Raw genomic sequence first — 21,563 nt, 5'->3', positions numbered from 1 at the left:
TATCAGAAATAGAATTTATTATGTTTAGGTTGACCTATTTATATACTAGCACTATCTATCAAATAACTTTCTCATTTCCTTATTAGTTAATACGGGTAATTCTGCTGTATTTACTCCACAAATTTCTACTTTGTTAATGTACAATTATGCTCATTCCCTTCTAGATGATCTACCCCTTTCACTATAAATTATTACCTTAGCTTGATTTTTTATACAAAATATAATTGGTTAATTTTTCATATTAAGGTGTTGCTTTAATAATATTATTTACAAAAAAAGAAATAGCATACAGTTTGCATGCTATACCATTTTACTTACTTCTTTTTGTAATCTTCTTACTATACGCTTTTCAAGTCTTGAAATATATGATTGTGATATTCCTAAAATATCTGCAACTTCTTTTTGAGTTTTTTCTTCTCCAGTTTTTTTTATGCCAAATCTAAGTTCCATTATTTTTCTTTCTCTTTCTGATAATGAACCCATAGCTTCAATTAATAACTCCTTATCTATTTCTTCTTCTAATAATTTGAAAATTATATCATTATCTGTTCCCAGAATATCTGATAATAATAATTCATTTCCATCCCAATCTGTATTTAAAGGTTCATCAAAAGAAATTTCAGTTTTAATCTTGTTGTTTTTTCTCAAATACATTAAAATTTCATTTTCTATACATTTTGAAGCATAGGTTGCAAGCTTTATTTTTTTATCTGGTTTAAAAGTATTTACTGCTTTTATAAGTCCAATAGATCCTATTGATATCAAATCTTCTATTCCTATTCCAGTATTTTCAAATTTTCTTGATATGTATACAACTAATCTCAAGTTTCTCTCTATCAATATAGACTTAACACTATCATCGCTTTCCACCCTTGATATAAGGTATTTTTCTTCTTCTGGTTCTAATGGAGGAGGTAATGTCTCACTACCACCTATATAAAATATTTCTTCAGCTTCATATAGACCTATTTTTTTAGCTAGTTTTATATAGCCAATTTTTATTTTTAATTTCATTATCTTAAAGAACCTTTTCATTATAAACGCCTCCAATTAGTTTATTATTTCAGGATGTAGTAAGGCTGCATAATCATTATCTTTTGTTAAATGATTATTATAAATCCCTATTACAATATCTGAAATTTGCTTGTCTTCATTGTTCTCAATAATTACCCTATCTGGTTTAAATCCTAGTAACATTCCATTGTTTTTGCCTATGGATTTAAATGGTATGAGCCTAAATTTAATCTTTTCATCACTTTTATACATTACTTTTGAGATTATATTTAAATCATCTTCATTATTTATAGTAAATATTTCTTGTATAGAATATGGTAAGAGTTCCTTTATAGCAGAAAATTCTACTATTATAACTGGTATATTAGTTATTGGATCCATTAGGGAATTCCCAGTATCCACAAGCCCTTTAAACTTTACTTTTTTATCTTTTAATTTAACAGTTAAATTAACATACATATTTTCTTTATTGATTTTTCCATAAATAAATTGAGATGCTATTTTATAGAATATTATTGATATAATTATTCCAATAATTAATATAGATGGTTTTAATCTACTTATATTTTTTATATAAAAAATACCTTCACCAAAATATACCTTGGAATTAGTCAAATAAAAAAGTGCAAAAGATCCTCCAGCAAATACAAAAGATACTGTATAGAATGTAGCAAATAATTTCATCAATTTTTTAATCCTCAAGGGATTAAATGCTATTATTATTAATACAATAGAAATAGATATTTTATCAACAACATTTGCCATAAACTGCAAACTAGGGATAAATACAATTAAAGTATAAATTGATCCCAAAAGTGCAGATAATATTATTCTCACCATGTGTGTATCTGTTCTCGTAAATCTTTTTGTGACATATAATATTATATAATTAATTATAAAATTTTCTATTAATAAATATTCAGCATAGATGTACAAAGTTAAGCCCCCTTTAAACGTATTTTATCTATGCATATTAAAATCTCCTACTTAACATTTATGCATTTATCAATTCATTTATTCCTATTATATAAGATATTTATTTAAAATTATGTCAAAGTCTGAAGTCGAAAAAAGACCCATTTCGTCATCCGAAATGAGTCTTGATATTAAAATTTATTTATTACGTCTTCTTAAAAAAGTTGGAATATCTAATTCATCTTTTTTATCTTTTTCATCTTTTTTTGTATTGTCTTCTTTACTAACATCTTTATAAGATTCATTTTTTTCCATAGAATTTTTCAAAATACTAGGTGATATATTTTCTTTAGGGTTATTATTAAATCCTGTAGCAATTACAGTTATTTGAATATCATCTTTTAAACTTTCATCTACTACCGCTCCAAAAATTATGTTAGCATCTGGGTCTACATTTTGTTTTATAAGGTCAGCCGCTTCATTTACTTCAAATAATCCTAGATTTGATCCACCAGTTATATTAAGAAGTACTCCACTAGCTCCTTCAATTGAAGTTTCAAGTAGGGGACTATGTATAGCTTGTTTTGCAGCTTCAGTAGCCCTATTTTCTCCATTTGCTCTACCAATGCCCATATGTGCAAGTCCCTGGTCTAACATTATAGTTGTAACATCAGCAAAGTCCAGGTTTACAAGTCCAGGTACAGCTATAAGATCTGATATACCTTGGATACCTTGTCTTAAAACATCATCTGCTATTTTAAATGCATCCATTATTGAAGTCTTTTTTTCTACAATTTGTAGTAATCTATCATTTGGTATTGTCACTAATGTATCAACCTTAGTTTTTAATTCCTCAATACCTTTTGCAGCATGAGTACTTCTTCTTCCTCCCTCAAACATAAAAGGCTTTGTTACTACTCCTACTGTAAGTATTTCCATTTCTTTTGCAACTTCTGCTACTACAGGTGCTGCTCCAGTACCTGTACCTCCACCCATTCCAGCAGTTATAAATACCATATCTGCTCCTTCTAGGGCTTGTTGGATTTCATTTCTACTTTCTTCAGCAGCCTTTTTACCTATGTCTGGATTAGCTCCAGCACCTAATCCCCTAGTTAATTTTTCGCCAATTTGAATTTTTATATCTGCCTGTGAAGAATGAAGAGCTTGTCTATCAGTATTTATAGCAATAAAATTAACACCCTTAACTCCTTCATCAATCATTCTATTTACAGCGTTATTACCACCGCCACCTACACCTACTACTTTTATTTGAGCGAATTGTTCCATATCTACATCAAATTCAAACACAATTTAACCCCCTTATTACGTATTTATCATTTTTTATTGGTTTCTTATAATCATCTAATTTACTCTTTAGACTTTCTATACATACTATATTCTACATAAATTAATAACTTCCTGCTTTTATTATAAATTTAAAGCTTTAGTATATTTTACCACATTATCTTGTATTATTGTTATTAAATTTAAAATTTTTCTATATTATTTTAAAACACTGATATAATTATATCAGTGTTTTATTAATCATTCAAATGTTGTTTATTGAAAAAGAATCTCCTTATTATAGCAAAATTGTTGAAAAGTCTTATTCCAAATGCAAATATTGCAGCATAATATAGAGGAACTCCTAATTTATCTCCTATATATGCAAGAAGTGCTGCTAAAATTGCATTTCCAATAAAACCAGATATAAATATACCTGAATTAAACTTATCTTCAAGTGATGAACGAACTCCACCAAAAACTGAATCCATACAAGCAAGTATTGCAACAGACATATATGTGGAATAACTTAGTGAAAAAGTAACAGGTATATATAATCCTACTATGACTCCTAAAATAATACCAAATAATGCAATTAACAAATTATTCACCTTCTTCTATAGATTTTATATATTTTATTTCTAATTTTTCATTATATCTTGGTACAATGATAAATTCTCTTTCTTCACTTTCAATTTCTAAATCCCTAGCATCTTTTAAATATCTACCATAAGTACCAGGAGCATTTATTGCAGCATATAATTTTTTTGAATCTCCTATGGCTTTTATAATAAATGGTGCTACTAAATTCTTTTTATTCACTCTTATAACTGGTCCTTGACAACTAACTCTAGAGTTAAATAAAACTCTTTGTCCCCCTATATCTATTGCTTCTGCCCCTGCTACCTTTAAATTATTTAATATATTTTGAATGTCAGCATCATGGACTATCCCACTTGAATCACTTTCTCCAATAATAAAATCCTCAGAGCTATCTTGTATTCTAATTATAATACCAGGGCCCTTTAAATCATTAAATCCTGATAAATTTCTGAATTTTTCTATATCTGATTCTAATAATTCTACTACTCCTTTTGTGTTGTCTACATTTTTTATTTCTTCAAGCTTTTTTTCTTCTTCTTTTATAATCTTTTTTATATTAATAACTTCACTATTAATCTTTTCTAAATCATTTTGTGTTTGTTTTATTGTGTTTAATGTTACAAAAGAATTATCCCCTACATTATTTCTTATTTGATTAGGAATAATTATACCAAGTGCTAAACACAATAAAAAAATTATTCCTTTAACAACATACTTATTCATATTAAGACCTCCTCGGTCTATTCTTCAGATATAGGTTCAGCATATTTAAATTCTTTTATCTCAGTATATCTTGGTATTTTCACATTTTCTTTTTTATTTATTTCCACTTTATAGCCATAACTTTGTAACAAATCAACTATCCCTCTATTCATCTCTAGCGCAGCTTTAAAATCATCAGCAGGTCCTATTGCTTTTATTATTATAGGTGAACCTATTGGTTTATTATTAATATTTAAATGATCACCTGCCATGAGCATTTCTGTAAATGATGTATATCTTAAATCATTTATAGATATTGCTTCTGCACCTGTAACATTAAGATAACTTATGGTATCAAGTAAATATTCATAATCTTCTACTATAGAAATAGGATAACCATATGCATCATCAGAATCAGGATTATTAATAATTATTTCTACACCTTCACCTTCTACTTCTGTATAACCTGCAAACATTTTATATTTTGAAAGCTCTTTAGATAGTTCTTTTACATAATCACTCTCTTCTGATACTTCTGATTCATATTTTTGAACCTTGTTTTCTAAATTGGTAAGTTCATTCATCAAGGCTTCCTTTTCTTCTTCTACTTTTGATACTTGATTTACTAATTCCTTGTTTTTTTGACTAGGAACGAAATCAGGCCCTACCAAACTATTTACTGTTTTATATTGAATGGCAATTATTATACCAAGTATTACACATACTGTAACTATTAAAGACTTTGAAACTAGATTTTTCATCAGTTACCTCCTAATCCTATTTGACAACTATAGGGTTTTTACCTCTATTAAATTGTATTTCTTTAGCTCTTATGTTTTTTTCTTCTAAATCATTTACTATTTTTTCTATAAATCCTAATTTATATTCTATATCATTTACTCCTTCTAATGCAACTTTAATTCCAGAACTTAGGACTAAAGTAGTATGTTTATTTTGTTTAATTATTTTTTCTATATTAAATTCATATTTATTTTTATTATGTTCATTTAATAGTTTTAAAATATTAGAAATATATTCATCTTCTTTAGGATCAAGTTTATCATCTGATTCTAATATAGGTATGTTTTTATCTTTTTTAGTGGATAAGTTATTTAGTATAACTCCTTCATTATCAATATAGATATAATTCCCATTATTATCATAAACTAGGGTCTCTTTCCTTTCAGTTATATCAATATTTATACTATCTGGAAATTTTGTTTTAATGGTTGCTGTTTTAATATAAGGATGATTTAATAAGTTTTTTTCTATAGTCTTTTTATTGATTTTAAATATATTTTCACCTCTAGTTATTCCAGAAGCCAATATTATCTTTTCTTTTTCTATTACATTATTATTTTCTATATTAATATTTTTAATAGTAAATAATGTAGTTTGAGTAAGAAGTATCATAAATAATAGTGCTATAAAAAATATTGATAACATAATCATAACTACTATTCTTTTCTTTTTTAATTTTTTATCAACTTTATATTGTTTTTTCATAATAGCCTCCATAGCTTGTACATTTCTTAAAATTCTAATAAGCAGCTAAAAGCTGCTTATTTAGTTCTTCTTATATTAGCTCCTATAGACAATAGATTTTGTTCTAACTTTTCATATCCTCTATCTATATGAGATATATTGTCTACTATAGTAGTTCCTTCTGCAGCAAGACCTGCTAAGACTAAAGCTGCTCCACCTCTTAAATCCTTTGCTGTAACTTTTGCACCTGTTAATTCTCCTACACCCTTTATGACAGCTACATTACTCAGTGTTCGTATGTTTGCACCCATTCTCACCAGTTCAGAAACATGCTTAAATCTATTTTCAAATATAGTTTCTGATACTACACTTGTTCCATTTGATAAGGTTAATAAGGCCATCATTTGAGCTTGCATATCTGTTGGAAATCCTGGATAGGGTATAGTTTGTAAAGATTCAATAGGACTTATATTCTTAGGTCCTATAATTTTTAAAGTAGTACAATTATTATATATAGAACAACCTGTTTCTCTTAATTTGGCAATTATTGATTGTATATGTTCAACTTGAATATTTTTTAATATTATTTCACCTTTAGTAATTGCTGAGGCTACCATATATGTACCAGCAACTATTCTATCTGGAATTATAGTATGCTCAACGCTACTCAAACTATTTACTCCATCTATTCTTATTACACTAGTTCCAGCTCCATATACCTTTCCACCTATGGCATTTAAAAAGTTTTCTAAATCAATTATCTCAGGCTCTCTTGCAGCATTACGTATAAAAGTAGTTCCTTTTGCTCTTATACTAGCTAACATTATATTTTCAGTAGCTCCAACACTTGGATAATCTAATTGTATGTCTGCTCCTTTTAAATTCTTTCCCTTGCAATATATAAAACCATGTGATTCTTCTATCTCAGCACCTAATTGTTTTAATGCTTTAAGATGAAAATCAATTGGTCTTACACCAATTTCACAGCCTCCAGGATATGAGACTTCAACTTCTCCTGCACGTGATAGCATTGCTCCCATAAGTATTATAGATGATCTCATTTCTCTAACTAGTTCTTCTGGAATTCTTACTGTATCTAAATTTCTAGAATCAATAGTTACAATATTTTCAACAACACTTACTTTACAACCTATAGCTTTTAATATTTTAACCATGACTTTTAAATCACTTATATCAGGTATATTAAAAATTATATTCATATTATTATTTAAAATTGAAGCAGCAAGTATTGGTAGCACTGAATTTTTTGCTCCTCTTACAGTAATCTCACCTGCTAGCTTGTTGCTCCCTTCTATTATATATTTAGACATTTAGGCACCTCCATGATATAAAAATAGTTATATGTAAACTATATTATATTTTATGCATATAACTAAGAGGTGTGACTAACTATATAATTTCTAATATCATATTATATATTTTATCACTTGCATCTTTTTTACCTAATTTTTTACTATTCATACTCATTTGAATAAGTCTCTCTTTATTTTTAAGTAAAGATATCATTTCATCATTTAATTTCTCAGCCGTCACATCTTTATCCAATATCATGATACCAGCACCTGATTTTTCTATGGCACGTGCATTATACTCTTGATGATTACCTGTAGTATATCCTTTGGGTATTACAATACTTGGAAGCCCAATTGCTGTCACCTCAGCAAGTGTTATAGCTCCTGCACTTGTTATTACTAAATCTGCTATTTTAAAACCACTTGGCATATCATAAAAATATGGAACTACATTTATATTTTCAGGCAAATTATTTATACCTCTATTTTTCAACTCTTGCATAAATTTTTCATAATGTCTTTTACCAGTTATATGAAATAGTTCTAAGTTATCATTGTTTATATTTTTTTCAATTACTCCTATTACTGAATCATTTAAACTCTTTTGGCCACCACTGCCGCCTAAGGAAATTACAAAATCTTTATTTCTATCTACATTTAATTTTGAATAAGCTTCTTCTTTTTCTATATCAAAAAAGTCCATTTTAACAGGATTACCTGTTAAGGTAACTTTGCTTTCATTTTTAAAGTATTTTTTGCTTTCTTCAAAGCTTGCTGCTATTTTATCTACAAAACCAGATAATATTCTATTTGTAGCACCAGGTAAGGCATTTTGTTCGTGTATGAGTGTAGGTATCTTTTTTAAAGATGCAGTTAAAACTACTGGACCACATACATAGCCTCCTGTTCCTATAACAATATCTGGAGCAAATTCTTTTATAACTTTTCTAGCATCATTTAAGCCTAAAAATAATTCTTTTACAGATTTTATAGTATCAATAGATAGTTTTCTTTCAAAACCTTTAACTCTTATACCTTTAAAATCAAATCCTTCTCTTGGTACTAATTCTGATTCCATACTGTTATTGGTACCTACATATAGTATTTTAGCATCTTTGTTTTCTTGTCTTATTTTTTTAGCAATAGCTAAAGCTGGAGATATATGTCCTCCAGTACCTCCGCCTGTTATTAAATATTTCATCTTTTCAACTCCTATCTAAAGATACATGTCTTGATATATTCAAAAGTATTCCAACACTTGCCATAAACATAACAAGCGAAGTTCCTCCTGCGCTTACAAATGGAAGGGGTATGCCTGTAGGTGGCAAGGAACTAGTGACTACACCAATATGTATGAGTGCTTGTATAGCAATAAGCGCAGTGATTCCAGATGCTAAATAACATCCAAATAAATCCTTGGCAGTTAATGCAATCTTTATACCTCTCCAAATTATTATTAAAAATAAAATAATAACTATAACGCTACCAACAAAACCTAATTCTTCTCCTATAATAGAAAAAATGAAGTCATTATAAGGTTCTGATAAATAAAAGAACTTTTGCTTACTTTTACCAAGACCAACACCAAATAACCCTCCAGAACCTAGTGCATATAAAGACTGAACAACTTGCCATCCAGCACCAGTTGGATCTTTAAATGGATCCATAAATACCATCATTCTTTTAAGTCTATATGATTCTCCTGCTATTGCAAAGCCAAGTCCCGCTATTCCAATAGCTCCTATTCCCATTAAATGACTCATTTTTGCACCAGCTATAAATAACATTGCAACTAAAGTAACTGCAAGTGTTGCACTAGTACTTAAGTCTGGTTGAATGATTATAAGTGCAGCTGAAAATCCAATTATAATAAGTGCTGGTAGAAGACCATTCCAAAAATTTCTTATGCCATCTTTTTTCTTTGCTAAAAAAGTAGCCATTAATACTATAGCTGCAAATTTTATAGCATCTGAAGGCATTATTGTATTACCAAATATTCTAACCCACCTAGTAGCTCCACCAGATTCAACGCCAAGGGGTGTAAATAAAAGAGCATCTAAAATTATTGCACCTAAAAAAATAAGTTTAGATAGTTTGGCAAGTCGATTGTATTTAAAATTCATAAAAAATATCATTACAAATAATCCTAATACAGCAAAAATTAATTGTTTTTTTAGAAAATAATAGGGATTATTCATTTTATAATAGGCATCTGGATAGCTAGAACTAAATACCATTATAATTCCTATGAATACCAAAATAATAGTAGAAATCATTAGTGTGAAATCACTAGCTTTTTTGGTCATTAAGGTTCCTCCTCAAATTTTTGACTCTATTTTTAAAGTCATCTCCTCTTTCTGCGTAATTGTTATACATCCCCCAACTAGCTGATGCTGGAGATAATAAAACATTAGATTTATACCCAGCTAAAGAATATGCTTTATTTACAGCTTCTTTCATATTATTGACAATATAGATATTTTTTATATCATATTTTTCAGCACTTTTTTTAATTTTACTAGCTGTTTGTCCAAGGAGTATTAATGCACTTATTTTTCCATCAAAAGCTTCAATAAATTCATCATATGTTGAATTTTTATCATAACCTCCTGCAATTAATATTATAGGTCCATCTAGTGATTTTATAGCCTGAATAGATGCAGCAATATTTGTTCCTTTTGAATCATTATAATATCTTACATTTTCAATCTCATCTACAAATTCTAATCTATGTTCCACACCTTCAAATTCAGATATTGTTTTTCTTATACTATTTATATCAATATCAAAAGCAAGTGCTATCCCTATTGCAGTCATTATATTTTCAATATTATGTTTGCCTGGTATCTTTATATCGTCTAATTTAATTATATTTATATTTTTAATACCATCACTATAAACTATATTATTACAATCTATAAATATACCATTTTTTAATTTTTCTCTACCACTAAAAAATACAGTTTTAGATTTCATTTGTTTTTCTAATTCTCTTACTTCTAAATCATCATAGTTTAATATAGTGAAATCATTCTCATCTTGATTTTTAAATATCTTCATTTTAGCATTTTTATAATTTTCATAATTCCCATGCCAATCTAAATGATCTGATTTTAAATTTATTATAGTGCTTATATTTGGCTTGAAATCATAAGTATTTTCTAGTTGAAAACTACTAGATTCTATTATAAAAATATCTTCCTTTTTAGAATTAACTAATTCCCACAATATACCTATACCAATATTTCCAGAAATATGAGCATTTATTCCAGCATCTTTAAATATTCTACCAACCAATGTAGTTGCTGTTGTTTTACCGTTTGTACCTGTTATAGCAATTATTTTGTTTTTAAATAGCCTATATCCAAGTTCAATATCTGTTATAACTTCAATATCTTTTTTAATTGCATCTTGAATTATAGGAACTGAATTTTTAATTCCAGGACTTTTGACTATTAAATCTATATTATCCAAATTTATATTATTCACACCTAAACAATATCTTATATCAATATTATTTAATTCTTCTATATGTTTTTCAAGTTCTTCCTTAGCCTTGGAGTCATTTATAGTTATATTTGCTTTTAATTTATTTAAAGCTTTAGCGCTCGCAACTCCACTTACTCCCAAACCTAATATTAATATATTTTTATTTTCAATATTCATTTTAACCACCTACTTTAGATATAATAATTAAGTGATAACAATCCAAACAAGCAAAGTAAAACTGTTACACTCCAGAATATAATTACAACCTTTGTTTCCTTCCAACCTGACAATTCAAAATGATGATGAAGTGGACTCATTTTAAATATTCTCTTACCTGTAAGTTTAAAGCTTAAAACTTGTAAGATTACAGATAATGTTTCTGCAAAATAAACTCCTCCTACTATAGGTAATATTAAAGGTAGCTTTAGTATTATTGCTATAGCAGCTACACCACCACCTAGGGCAAGAGAACCAGTATCTCCCATAAAGACCTTGGCAGGATGTGAATTGTATTTTAAAAAACCAAGACATCCTCCAGCAAGTGCAGCAGAAAATACAGTTACTGCACCATATCCCATTTTTAAGGCAACCAAACTAAAAAACGCAAGTATTATTAATGTAATACCTGTTGCAAGTCCATCTAATCCATCTGTTAGGTTGACACTATTTACTGTACCTACAACTACAAATATTATAAAGGGGAGATAAAGAACACCTAAGTCTAAATAAAAATTATTTAGAAATGGAACTATTATCTCAGTACCTTGAGATGCAGTGTTAGTTTGATATAATACTAGCAATACTGCAATCAATATTTGTGCTAATAATTTTTGATATGCTCGAAGTCCTAAATTTCTTTTAAGTACTACCTTTATAAAGTCATCTATAAAACCTATTAAACCAAATCCTAGTGTAGAAAATATTAATACAGATAAATCTTTATTGATGATTCCTGAGGTCAATGATGTTATTATAGCAGCTATTAAAAAAATTATTCCTCCCATTGTAGGAGTACCACTTTTTTTAATATGGCTTTTAGGACCTTCTTCCCTTATACTTTGACCTACATTTAATTTTTTAAGCAATGGTATTGTTAAAGGTCCTAGCAATAAAGCTATTATGAATGAAATACCTATGATTCTTATTACGTCTATATAATCTAACATTTCTTTCTCCTCTCAAGTATCTAACTTGTTGATTTTTTCTAGTGTTTTAATTCTTTGAACTAATACAAACACACTTCTATAATAATAACATATTTTTTTATACTAATCTATTATAATATCGTAAAAAACAACCTCTGAAATACATAATTGAAGTTGTCTCATTTTTTACCTATTGTTATTCAAAGGTTTATTTTTTAAGTATAATTCAATTATTTCATCTTTTTTTACTTCTGTCCCAGCTTTTGGTATTTGATCTATTACTTTATCTTCTTCTTTAGGTGTAACTATATCTGTAACATGATTTAATCCAATTTCTTTTAATTTTTTTGAAGCTTCACTTATACTAATACCTTTTAAATCAGGTACTAAAATCAAATTGTTTTCATATTCCTCTTTTTCTTCTTGTGTTAATTCAGGTGTATAATCTAAATAGTCCAGTGCTCCTTTTAATATATTCCCTGCAACAGGTGCAGCAATCTGTCCTCCATAGTAGACTCCAGCACTTGGTTCATCTATTACAACCAAAGCTACAACTTTAGGGTCATCTACTGGAGCAATACCTGCAAAAGAAGCAATATATTTTCCATTAGCATATCTTCCATCTATGACTTTTTGAGCAGTACCAGTTTTGCCTCCGATTTTATATCCTGCTTTATAAGCTTTGCTTCCGCTTCCTTTAAAGACTACAGATTCTAATATTTTCAAAAGACGTTTTGAAGTATCTTCTGATATAACATTTCTTATTATACTATCTTCATTTTCTTCTAATAATTTACCCTTATGATTAGTTATTTCTTTCATTATTTTAGGTTTCATTAAATTACCGCCATTAGCTACTGCTGATATAGCAGAAACCATTTGTATAGGGGTTACAGAAATACCTTGACCAAATGAAACAGTTGCTAAATTAACCTTTTTCATTTGTTTAAGAGGTCTTACTATTCCAGATGTTTCCCCAGTTAAATTAATCCCAGTCTTCTCTCCAAATCCAAATTTTTCCACATATTCATGCATTTTTTCTTCTCCTAATTTAAGACCAATGCTTACAAATACTTCATTGCATGAATTTTGTGCTCCTTCTACAAAGGTCTGACTTCCATGAGGATTATAATATCTCCAACACTTTATTTTTGCTCCCTTAATTTGTGTAACATAACCATCACAATGAAAAGTGCTTTCCTCTGTAATTACTTTTTCTTCCAAGCCTGCCGCTGCTGTAATTATTTTAAATGTAGAACCAGGTTCATAATTATCATTAATGGAAAAATTTCTCCAGCTTTCATAAAGTAATTTTGATTTTTGATCCCATGGTATATCTTTATATTCATCTATTCCTTCACTATCTAAAGGTTTCCAGCTTTCTTCAGGATTAAATAATAATTTATTTCTATTATTAGGATCATAATCAGGTTTGGTAGCCATAGCTAACAAATCCCCATTGTTAGAATCCATCAATATTACAGATACATTTTTAGCTTTATTCTTTACTAATGCTTGCAGTGCTTCTTTTTCAGCTAAATGTTGCATAGTTTCATCAATAGTAAGTACTATATTATCGCCTGATTGTGGTTCAAAAAATCCTTCATTTTCATAAGGCAATTGTTTTTGTTTGCCATCAACCATTTTAATCCATCTTCCATTTACTCCTGTAAGTTTTGAATCATATGTTTTTTCAATACCATATAAACCAAAATTATCTATATCAGTAAAACCTAATATATGTGATGCAAAATTTCCTAATGGATAGTATCTTTTATTATCATCTACAACTTCAATGCCTTTTATTTTTAAACTTCTTATTTTATCAGCATCTTCTTTACTTATCCATTTTTTTATTATTGATAAACTCTGTTTCTTAGTTACATTCTCATATACTTCTTCTAAGTCCATATCTAGTACATCAGCTATCTTTTTTGATTGTTTTTTAGCATCTAATATATCTGCAGGTCTTGACCATACAGTATAACTACTTATATTAGTAGCTAATGTATTTTTATTTCTATCATAAATAATTCCTCGTTTAGCTGGAACTGGTATATTTCTAGACCATTGCTCTAAAGCTTTTTCTCTAAACTCTAAGCCTTGTATTAATTGTATATGAACTAATCTACTTATAAATAAGACTATAGAAATTATACAAAATATCAATATAAATACTAATCTTTTTTTACTTATAATACTTGATGATGTCAATTATGAAGACCTCCTATATACTTAATTATTTTTCATTTTCTTATCTTAAGTAAAGGGTTCTTCATTTGTTTTTATTAATCTTTTTTATTTAAATCTACATATACCTTTTGATTTTCATTTGGATAATTCATGCTCAAAGCATTCATAGCTACAACTTCTATCCATCTAGAATCTTTTGCCTTTGCAAGGTCAATAGAAATACTTTGTTTTTCCTTTTGTAACTCTGTAACTTCTGTTTGGACTTTAGATAAATCATATTGTAGTTTAGAAATATGTGCAAATCTAAGTAATACTACTATAGCTATAGTAAGTACTAATGTAGAATATAAAAACAACTTCAATTTTATATGAGTATTGTTTTTATTTGGTTTTTTATTTTTTTTATTTTTTTCAGGGCTTGTTTTTTTAAAATCATACATTTCAAATTCTTTTTTTGCTACTACCAATTTATTCACCTCTTTCTATTTTTAGAACACTATATCTTTTCTGCTATTCTAAGTTTAGCACTTCTAGCTCTTTTATTTTCTGTCAATTCCTCTTTTGAAGCCAATATGGGTTTCTTATTTATTATTTTTATCTCTCTTCTTTTTTCACATGTACATATTGGAAATTCTTTAGGACAAATACAATCTTTATATAAATATTTAAATGTTTCTTTTACAATCCTATCTTCTAAAGAATGAAATGTTATTATACTTACTCTTCCTTTTTCATTTAAAGAATCTACTATATCTATTATGGCTTGTTTTAATATTTCTAACTCTTGATTAACCTCTATTCGAATTGCTTGAAAAGTCCTACGAGCAGGATGTGGGCCATCAGATCTAACTGCTTTTGGAATAGCATTTTTTATGATTTGCACAAGTTCTCCTGTGCTTTCTATCAATTTTTCTTTTCTAGCATCTACAATGAATTGGGCTATTCTTTTTGACCATCTTTCTTCTCCATATTCTTTTACCACTTTATCTAGATCTTCTAAGCTATAATTATTTATTACATCCCTTGCAGAAATACCTTCTTCTTCATTCATGCGCATATCCAAAGGTGCATCTTGATGGTATGAAAAGCCTCGAGCAGCTGTATCTAATTGATAAGAAGAAACACCAAGATCAAGTAAAACTCCATCTACTTTTTCTATACCTAGATCTTTTAATATGTTTTTTATGTTTTTAAAATTATCATGTACTAATATAACCTTATCTTTATATTCCTTTAATATTTCTTTTGATTTATTTATTGCATTGATATCTTGATCTATTCCTATCAATTTTCCCTTATCTAGTTTTTTTACAATTTCCATGGAATGTCCTGCTCCACCCATAGTACCATCTATATATATCCCATCTTTATCTATTTCTAAAGCTTCTAAAGATTCTTCTAGCAAAACTGATATATGCTTAAATTCCATTTATTTCACCTCTTAAATTATTATGGTTATTATATTCCTAATTCTGACATCTTCTCTGCTATATTTTCATAGCTTAAATCATCATCATTATTATAATCTTCCCATTCATCCCTACTCCAAATTTCAACCCTATTTGAAACTCCTATTATTGTAGCTTCTTTATCTAATTTAGCATGTTTTTTCAAACTATTAGGAATTAAAATTCTACCTTGTTTATCTAATTCACATTCTGTAGCACCAGAAAAGAAAAATCTTACAAAAGCTCTAGCATCTTTTCTAGTAAGTGGCAAGGTTTTCAATTTGTTTTCTAATATAACCCATTCATCTTCAGGATATATAAAGAGACAATTATCCAATCCTTTAGTTAAGATAAAAGTATTTCCTAAATCACTTCTAAATTTTGCAGGTATTATTATTCTGGATTTTTTATCAATAGAATGACTATATTCACCTATAAACATACCTACACCCCACCTTTATTATAATTTTACCACAAACCACCACTTTTAACCACTTTATATTACTTCTATATTAATTTTAAAAATCCTTTATTTTTTTATGCTTTTTATTATATTTTTAAGCAACAAAAAAAGACATCTTGATATATACCAAAATGTCTTTTAAATCATCTTACTTTTACTTTTTTTGTTGCTTATAATAATTTATAATCAAATCATCTATCCGAATACTTAGTTTATATATTTCATCATAATTTGCCTCTTTTGAAATAAGATGATTTAGCTCTTCCCTATAAAATTTTATCTTTTCATTTATTGTCATTTTAACTCCTCTCATTTTCTTAACAATTTCATTTTATTGTTTTAAAATTAAAATGTCAATTTAGAAAAAGAGTAAAAAACACATAATAAATCAAAAAAATACAAATTATCTTAAAACTATTATATAATTCTACCTTATTTAAAAATAAAAAGACTATTTATTACAATAAGTGACACTATTCTACATTTTCATCTTTTCTTTTTATGAAAAATAACATCCCAGAAAAAACAATTAATACTATACTTATTAATTGAGCAACTCTAAAAGGTCCCCACATTAGACTATCTGTCCTAAGTCCTTCTATAAAAAATCTCCCAACAGAATATAATGCTAAGTAAAGCAGGAAAACTTCTCCATTTGATGTCTTTTTATTTTTGCGAAACCATACAAGAAATACGAACACAAGAATATTCCATATAAATTCATAAAAAAAAGTAGGATGGACATTCTCACCATTTACACTAATAGCCCATGGTAAATCTGTAGGACCACCATGAGCTTCTTTATTAGCATAATTTCCCCATCTTCCTATAGCTTGGCCAAGTATTATGCTTGGAGCTGTTATATCAGCTAATTTCCAAAAATTTATTTTCCTGATTTTACAATATATTATAGCAGTTAACACACTCCCTATTATTCCCCCATGTATTGCAAGTCCACCTGATCTAATATTAATCATCTCTAAAATATTTCCTTGGTAATAATCCCATTTAAATATTACATAATAAATTCTAGCACCAACTATTGCCATTGGTATTGCAAAAATGAGCATATTGATTAGTTCTTCTTCATCAAAGCCTACTCTCCTTGCTTCTTTTACTGCTATAAGAGCTCCAATTATCATTCCTGAAGCTATAAAAATACCATACCACCTAATTGATAGCCCGAATATTTCAAATGCTACTGGATCCATTTAAATACCTCCTTAATTTAATTATAGCTACTATTTAAATAGTAGCTATAATTAAATTATAATATATTCTTTTTAAAGTCAATAAAACTATTTTGGTTTTATAACAGATAATATATAATTTTCATCAGTAAAATGTTCCTTAATTCTTTTTTCTATATCTTTAAATTTTATATCTTTTAATATATTTATATAGTTAAATAAAGATGAATTTTGAAATTCATATTTAATAAAACTATTTGCTATATACTCTAAGGAATCAAAACTCATTATATGATGACCTATCATTTTATTTTTAATCCTTTCAAAATCTTCTTCATTTAAACCGTCTTCTTTTAATCTATTTATATATTCTATTATTTTATCTAAGACTTCTTTTGGTTTTTCAGATTCTCCTCCAATTATAGAATGTGCATATGTTTTACTTGCTACAAATTGAGAGCTAAAGCTATTATTTATCAAGCCCTCCTCATACATATCCCTATAAAATTCTGTAGATTCTCCAAAAATCATATCCAGAAGTAAGTTGCTAACAATTTCTTTCTTTAATAATTCATCTCCATCATATCCTACATCTATATCTTTAAAACCTATATTAAATAGTGGTATTGACACACTCAAACTATCTTCAATATATCTTTCTTGTATTTCTTTTGGCTCATCAGGATAAATTCCTTCAACTTTAGAAATTTTACTTTCTCTATCTTTTTTAATATTTTTTTCTATAGTTTCAATTGCTTTTTCAAAATCTACATCTCCAACTATTGATAAAATCATATTGCTCGGATGATAAAATGTATTATAACATTTATATAAAGTTTCTTTATCAATATCTTCTATGCTTTCAACTGTGCCTGCAATATCTTCCCTTACGGGGTGATTATGATACATAGCTTTTAAAGCATTAAAGAAAACTTTCCAACCTGGATTATCATCATACATCTTTATCTCTTGAGCTATTATACCTTTTTCTTTATTCACATTTTCATCTGTAAAATATGGATTTTCTACAAATGAAACTAATAATTCTAAATTCTTATAGAAATTATCAGTACAAGAAAATAAATATGCTGTTTGATTAAAATTTGTAAAAGCATTTACAGATGAACCTAATTTTGAAAATTCGTTAAAGATGTTACCATCTTTTTCTTCAAATAATTTATGCTCTAAAAAATGGGCTATTCCTTCTGGTACTTTAATGCTTTCTTTTTCTCCTATTGGCACAAATTCGTTATCATTTGAACCATAATTGGTAGAAAATATAGCATATTTTTTAGTGAAACCTGGTTTAGGAATAAAATATACTTTAAGTCCATTATCTAAAACGTGAAGATATGACTCTTCTTTTAATATATCATTTTTAACAGTAGTAATACTATCCATTTTAATCTCTCCTCTTTACCAATTTACTTGTTTTTTAAAAAATAAATTGTATCTAATTTTATCTTATTCATAGCTTTTATTATATCCTCTTTATTGACATTTTTTACACTTTCTATAAGTTCATTAATGTCTTTTTCATCATTTGAAAGTACTTTACTTAAATAAAATTCAGATATAGAGTAAATATCATCGTTTACTGTTTTCATAGAAGTAATAATTGCTTTTTTTGCCTGTTCTATATTTTCTTCTTCAAACTCTCCATCTTTCATGAGTTTAATTTGTTCTTTTATTATATTTAAAGCATCTTCATACTTGTCAAATTCAATACCAGCAGATATAAGCATAATAGATTTATATTTATATACTCTTGAATACACATAATAGGCTAAACTATTTTCCTCACGTACATTTATGAAAAGTTTAGAGTCGGGTCCTCCACCTAAAATATAATTCCCTACTAAAAATGAAGTGTATAATTCATCTTCATAAGGAATATTGGTTCTATAAGCTAAATTTAACTTTCCTTGTGTAATTTCCATTTCTTCTTTTATTACTTTTTCTTCTATATTGTCATATATAACCTTTTCTCTATTAAGTTCATTTTCAACTCTTTCTCCGTATGAAAATTTTTCTTTTATATTTTCCTTTATTTCATCAGTATTTAAATCACTTACTATACTTATTTCAATTCTAGCTTGTTTTAAAAGATGTAAATAGTGCTTATATAAGTTTTTCTCATCTATTTTTTCTAAATCTTTTATATATCCATATTTATATATACTATATTTTTCATCTTTGCACATTTCTTCAATTGTTCTTTGCACTGAATATTGTTGTTTATCATTTATTCTTGATTCTATTCTATCTTTCAAATTTCTTTTTTCTTGACTTACATATTCCTTTTTAAATCCATCGTTTTCTATTAATGGATTGTAAATTATACTTTTAAGCATATCCAGTTTATTTTTAAAAATATCATTAGACTCTACAAAGTCTTCTCTAGGTCCTTCTATAGTAAATCTTAATACATGTTTTTCACCTTTTTTTGTAACACTCATACTTAAATCAGAGCCATACAATTCTTCTAATCTTTTTTCTATTTTTATAGATGTATTATAGTCCTTACTACCCCTCTTAAGTATTAAAGGAATCATAGTATTTAATGTAGCATCTTCCTTATTTAATGGAAGTATAAAATAAATACTCATTAATTCAGATTTGAATTTATTGGCATTAATTACATTTAAATACACACCATCAGTTAATTTTTCTCTAGTTCTGTTCAATATACTTACCTCCTAGTTTTTCCAATTTTGAATATCCACATATTCGATTTTTTTAATAATTTCTTTGATTATATTATTATCATTAATAAATCCATCTATAACTTTAACTTTTAAACTTTCTGGTAACTCTTTATCTTTTATTGTTTTTTTATGAATATTGTATTTGATTAAATCACTTAACTCAGGATCTGTTGGTAAAATTATTAATTTAGAAATACCATATTCAAACAACTCTGTATTTTTAGATATGAAGTTTGGATTTAACTCATTATACCACGATAATTTAACCAATGCAGAATCAATACCTAGTTCTTCGACTAATCTCTCTTTAATTTTATTTCTAAATAATATATTTTGTTTTATAGCATTAGAATTATTTTTCTCTTTTATATCTTTAGCTATTCCTACTAGATTAATTCCTACTTTATTTATATCATTAAGATTTACCTTTAAATTTTTAACATATGAATCTATTAATGTTTCACTTTCCCAAAAAGTATCTGTATATTTATATTCTATACCAAAATTATATAAATTCATTTTTTCCACTCTATTTTTTAAGTTTATAATATTATAATCATCATTTAAAAACATAGGAACAACTATTATCTTTTGATACCCATCTTTTACTATTTTTAATATTTCTTTTTCTAAATAATTATTATCATATAGATATGTTAAATAAGATTTGTAATCATCTTTAATTATCAAAGATAAATTTTTTTCAATATTTCTTGTTTCATATTTATACTTGCTTTTGCCTATTTTTTTATAAATAGATTTCACTTCATATAATTTATAAGGATAAAAAACCATTTCTCTTTTATTGTTTCTAAGTAATATACTGCTTATCTCCTTTTTAAAAGAATACATTGTATTTTCTCCTGAATACACTAAAAGAACTGCTGTATCATTGTTAATCTTATTTGGATTGTAAATTTTTGTAGGTATTTGATATCTATTTGAAAATAATACTATAAAAAATAAACTATAAATAAATATAAATATGACTATGGTTTTTTTTAGAGATAATTTAATATTCTTTTTAATTAAATTATAAATTTCTACCATACAAATTGTAGATATGATTATAGACAAACTTTCTATAGGGTCTTTAAAGGATAAGTATGACAATATGGAAATAATCAATATAGATAATAAAATATATTTATAGTATTTTTTAAAATTTTTCATATATTTCCTCCAAAACATTTATTACTTTATATTTATGTAAGGCAAGTATATGTTTATGAAAAAACTCAGCAAAGTTTGCTGAGTTTTTTCATAAATTCATATTATTTGCCATTTGGAGTTATATTTTCAATCATTTCACTTATATCGTCACTAAAATCATCAATAGGATTTCCATTTCTAACGTCATTTGATATTGTATTTATCCTATCATACATATCAGGCTCATTAGATATATATACTTTACTGATTTTGTCACTTTTTTCTTTTATTTTTGATTCTATATCTTTTTTCATATCATCACTTATTTTATCTTCACCATTAAAGTCCACACCTACTAAGGCTATTTCATCCATGGTCACTACAGTTGCATCATTTATTCCATCCATTTCAACAATACTGTTTGCTAAAGACTCATTATTCATATCCATATCTTCATCT

Annotated in this window: 22 protein-coding genes and 1 pseudogene; all 23 read right to left on the bottom strand. The window is 27.1% G+C overall.

Annotated features, from left to right (window positions below):
• Positions 1-54: 54 nt before the first annotated feature.
• Positions 55-144, bottom strand: a pseudogene (locus tag ACTHUW_RS08285) (RNA polymerase sigma-G factor); the annotation flags it as partial.
• Positions 145-300: 156 nt separating this feature from the next.
• Complete coding sequence (gene sigE, locus ACTHUW_RS08280; protein WP_442199348.1) at positions 301-1,035, bottom strand: RNA polymerase sporulation sigma factor SigE; 735 nt, start codon at positions 1,033-1,035, stop codon at positions 301-303.
• A gap of 15 nt (positions 1,036-1,050) precedes the next feature.
• Positions 1,051-1,950 (bottom strand): sigma-E processing peptidase SpoIIGA, encoded by a 900-nt coding sequence (gene spoIIGA / locus ACTHUW_RS08275; RefSeq protein ID WP_442212979.1) that lies wholly within the window; start codon positions 1,948-1,950, stop codon positions 1,051-1,053.
• 177 nt (positions 1,951-2,127) lie between these two features.
• Complete coding sequence (gene ftsZ / locus ACTHUW_RS08270) at positions 2,128-3,237, bottom strand: cell division protein FtsZ (RefSeq protein WP_442199346.1); 1,110 nt, start codon at positions 3,235-3,237, stop codon at positions 2,128-2,130.
• Positions 3,238-3,470: 233 nt separating this feature from the next.
• The gene (locus tag ACTHUW_RS08265; RefSeq protein ID WP_442199345.1) at positions 3,471-3,815 is read right to left on the bottom strand and encodes a small basic family protein; all 345 of its coding nucleotides are present in this window, start codon (positions 3,813-3,815) and stop codon (positions 3,471-3,473) included.
• A 1-nt stretch (position 3,816) separates the two neighbouring features.
• Positions 3,817-4,539, bottom strand: a complete 723-nt coding sequence (locus tag ACTHUW_RS08260) for a DUF881 domain-containing protein (RefSeq protein WP_442212977.1) — start codon at positions 4,537-4,539, stop codon at positions 3,817-3,819.
• Between the two features lie 17 nt (positions 4,540-4,556).
• Positions 4,557-5,279 carry a DUF881 domain-containing protein gene (locus ACTHUW_RS08255; RefSeq protein WP_442210829.1) on the bottom strand — a complete coding sequence of 241 codons (723 nt, stop codon included), beginning with the start codon at positions 5,277-5,279 and terminating at the stop codon, positions 4,557-4,559.
• A 16-nt stretch (positions 5,280-5,295) separates the two neighbouring features.
• Positions 5,296-6,024 (bottom strand): cell division protein FtsQ/DivIB, encoded by a 729-nt coding sequence (locus tag ACTHUW_RS08250; RefSeq protein ID WP_442210830.1) that lies wholly within the window; start codon positions 6,022-6,024, stop codon positions 5,296-5,298.
• 56 nt (positions 6,025-6,080) lie between these two features.
• Positions 6,081-7,334 (bottom strand): UDP-N-acetylglucosamine 1-carboxyvinyltransferase, encoded by a 1,254-nt coding sequence (murA, locus tag ACTHUW_RS08245; RefSeq protein WP_442210832.1) that lies wholly within the window; start codon positions 7,332-7,334, stop codon positions 6,081-6,083.
• Between the two features lie 79 nt (positions 7,335-7,413).
• A complete protein-coding gene (gene murG / locus ACTHUW_RS08240) occupies positions 7,414-8,517 on the bottom strand; it encodes an undecaprenyldiphospho-muramoylpentapeptide beta-N-acetylglucosaminyltransferase (protein ID WP_442210834.1) in 1,104 nt (367 codons plus the stop codon).
• 4 nt (positions 8,518-8,521) lie between these two features.
• A complete protein-coding gene (ftsW, locus tag ACTHUW_RS08235) occupies positions 8,522-9,622 on the bottom strand; it encodes a putative lipid II flippase FtsW (protein ID WP_442199339.1) in 1,101 nt (366 codons plus the stop codon).
• Positions 9,606-10,982 carry a UDP-N-acetylmuramoyl-L-alanine--D-glutamate ligase gene (murD, locus tag ACTHUW_RS08230; protein WP_442210836.1) on the bottom strand — a complete coding sequence of 459 codons (1,377 nt, stop codon included), beginning with the start codon at positions 10,980-10,982 and terminating at the stop codon, positions 9,606-9,608. The genes ftsW and murD overlap by 17 nt, the downstream gene beginning before the upstream one ends.
• A 14-nt stretch (positions 10,983-10,996) precedes the next feature.
• The gene (gene mraY, locus ACTHUW_RS08225) at positions 10,997-11,971 is read right to left on the bottom strand and encodes a phospho-N-acetylmuramoyl-pentapeptide-transferase (protein ID WP_442198170.1); all 975 of its coding nucleotides are present in this window, start codon (positions 11,969-11,971) and stop codon (positions 10,997-10,999) included.
• 165 nt (positions 11,972-12,136) lie between these two features.
• Positions 12,137-14,164, bottom strand: a complete 2,028-nt coding sequence (locus ACTHUW_RS08220) for a stage V sporulation protein D (protein ID WP_442212975.1) — start codon at positions 14,162-14,164, stop codon at positions 12,137-12,139.
• 74 nt (positions 14,165-14,238) lie between these two features.
• The gene (locus tag ACTHUW_RS08215; protein WP_442212972.1) at positions 14,239-14,610 is read right to left on the bottom strand and encodes a hypothetical protein; all 372 of its coding nucleotides are present in this window, start codon (positions 14,608-14,610) and stop codon (positions 14,239-14,241) included.
• A gap of 29 nt (positions 14,611-14,639) precedes the next feature.
• Positions 14,640-15,572, bottom strand: coding sequence for a 16S rRNA (cytosine(1402)-N(4))-methyltransferase RsmH (gene rsmH / locus ACTHUW_RS08210; protein ID WP_442212969.1), 933 nt, complete (start codon positions 15,570-15,572; stop codon positions 14,640-14,642).
• Positions 15,573-15,601: 29 nt separating this feature from the next.
• The gene (gene mraZ / locus ACTHUW_RS08205; protein WP_442198174.1) at positions 15,602-16,033 is read right to left on the bottom strand and encodes a division/cell wall cluster transcriptional repressor MraZ; all 432 of its coding nucleotides are present in this window, start codon (positions 16,031-16,033) and stop codon (positions 15,602-15,604) included.
• A 175-nt stretch (positions 16,034-16,208) separates the two neighbouring features.
• Positions 16,209-16,352 (bottom strand): Spo0E family sporulation regulatory protein-aspartic acid phosphatase, encoded by a 144-nt coding sequence (locus tag ACTHUW_RS08200; RefSeq protein ID WP_442212967.1) that lies wholly within the window; start codon positions 16,350-16,352, stop codon positions 16,209-16,211.
• A 175-nt stretch (positions 16,353-16,527) separates the two neighbouring features.
• Positions 16,528-17,265, bottom strand: a complete 738-nt coding sequence (lgt, locus tag ACTHUW_RS08195) for a prolipoprotein diacylglyceryl transferase (protein WP_442212964.1) — start codon at positions 17,263-17,265, stop codon at positions 16,528-16,530.
• 87 nt (positions 17,266-17,352) lie between these two features.
• Entirely contained in the window at positions 17,353-18,645 is a 1,293-nt protein-coding gene (gene yfmH, locus ACTHUW_RS08190; RefSeq protein ID WP_442212962.1) for an EF-P 5-aminopentanol modification-associated protein YfmH, read from the bottom strand.
• A 23-nt stretch (positions 18,646-18,668) separates the two neighbouring features.
• On the bottom strand, positions 18,669-19,931 hold the full coding sequence (gene yfmF, locus ACTHUW_RS08185) for an EF-P 5-aminopentanol modification-associated protein YfmF (protein ID WP_442212960.1): 1,263 nt from the start codon (positions 19,929-19,931) through the stop codon (positions 18,669-18,671).
• 12 nt (positions 19,932-19,943) lie between these two features.
• A complete protein-coding gene (locus ACTHUW_RS08180) occupies positions 19,944-21,125 on the bottom strand; it encodes a hypothetical protein (RefSeq protein WP_442212958.1) in 1,182 nt (393 codons plus the stop codon).
• 101 nt (positions 21,126-21,226) lie between these two features.
• A partial coding sequence (locus ACTHUW_RS08175) for a YhcN/YlaJ family sporulation lipoprotein (RefSeq protein WP_442212956.1) occupies positions 21,227-21,563 on the bottom strand: 337 nt, incomplete at its 5' end.

Source organism: Senegalia sp. (in: firmicutes) (assembly GCF_052088025.1).
Classification (GTDB): domain Bacteria; phylum Bacillota; class Clostridia; order Tissierellales; family SIT17; genus Anaeromonas.
The sequence above is the reverse complement of the archived record's forward strand: the minus strand, read 5'-3'. Positions and strand labels throughout refer to the sequence as shown.